The organism is Pseudomonas sp. 20P_3.2_Bac5, from assembly GCF_025466035.1.
Classification (GTDB): Bacteria; Pseudomonadota; Gammaproteobacteria; order Pseudomonadales; family Pseudomonadaceae; genus Aquipseudomonas.
Map to the genome: position 1 here is coordinate 1 of NZ_JANLOA010000081.1, position 1,663 is coordinate 1,663.

Annotated in this window: 1 protein-coding gene; it reads left to right on the top strand. The window is 60.8% G+C overall.

From position 1 onward, the window contains the following. Positions 1 to 1,663: immunoglobulin-like domain-containing protein (locus tag NTD88_RS14590; protein ID WP_315975157.1), on the top strand; the 1,663-nt coding region annotated here is incomplete at both ends.

The window sequence follows — 1,663 nt, forward strand, 5'->3', positions numbered from 1 at the left end:
CGGTGAGACCATCACCATCGCCAAGGATGCGACCGAAGGCTCCGTGACCTTCGCCGCGCCGAAAGACACCGTTTACGTCGACGCCGGCAGCGTCAGCGTGACCATTACCGGCACCACCGGTGGTGACTTCGAACATCTGGAAGTCAGCCCGACGGCAGCAGTGACTGCTGTCACCGACAGCATCGACACCAGCACCGTGACCCTGACTGCAACCGCTAGCGCGGTAGAAGGCGGTGTAGTCACTTACACCGCTTCGGTAACTGCTCCAGTGACCGGTGCTCCGCTGGTCATCAGTCTCGCCAACGGTCAGTCGATCACCATCCCTGTGAATGCGAGCAGCGGCTCGGTCGACTTCATCGCACCGAACAACGTGCTCAACACCAACACTCCGCTGACCAACAGCATCACCGGCGTGACGGGCGGCAACTACGAGCACCTGGAAACCGCAGGCACTCCGACCACCGTTGTCACCGATGATCCGGCTCGTCTGGACACCACCGGCCTGACCTTGTCGGCCACCGGCTCCGTCCAGGAAGGCGGCAACATCGTCTACACCGCCAAGCTGACCAACCCAGCCGGCACCGAGATGAAGATCACCTTGAGCAACGGTGAAACCATCACCATTGCCAAGGACGCCACCGAAGGGTCTGTCACCTTCGCAGCACCAAAAGACACTGTTTACGTGGATGCCGGTAGCGTCAGCGTCACCATCACTGGCACCACTGGTGGCGACTTCGAGCACCTCGAAGTCAGCCCAACTGCAGCAGTGACGGCTGTCACCGACAGCATCGACACCAGCACTGTGACTCTGACTGCTACTGCTAGCGCGGTTGAAGGTGGCGTGGTCACTTACACCGCGAGCGTCACAGCTCCGGCAACCGGCGCCCCGCTGGTCATTACTCTGGCTAACGGCCAAAGCATCACCATTCCGGTCAATGCGAGCAGCGGTTCGGTCGATTTCATCGCACCTAACAACGTGTTGAATACCAACACTCCGCTCACCAACAGCATCACCGGCGTGACTGGCGGTAACTACGAGCACCTAGAAACCGCAGGCACGCCGACCACCGTCGTCACCGATGACCCCGCTCGCCTGGACACCACTGGCCTGACCTTGTCCGCGACCGGTTCCGTCCAGGAAGGCGGCAGCATCGTCTACACCGCCAAGCTGACTAACCCAGCCGGCACCGAGATGAAAATCACCTTGAGCAACGGTGAAACCATCACCATCGCCAAGGATGCGACCGAAGGCTCCGTCACCTTCGCCGCGCCGAAAGACACTGTTTACGTCGACGCGGGCAGCGTCAGCGTGACCATCACCGGCACCACCGGTGGCGATTTCGAGCATCTGGAAGTGAGCCCAACCGCAGCAGTCACCGCTGTTACGGATTCGATTGATACTTCAACCGTCACTCTGACTGCGACCGCCAGTGCTGTTGAAGGCGGAGTGGTTACTTACACCGCTTCGGTAACGGCTCCAGTGACTGGCGCTCCGCTGGTCATCAGCCTGGCTAACGGCCAGTCGATCACCATTCCGGTTAACGCCTCGAGCGGTTCGGTGGACTTCATCGCCCCGAACAACGTGCTGAACACCAACACGCCGCTGACCAACAGCATCACCGGCGTGACGGGCGGCAACTACGAGCACCTGGAAACCGCAGGC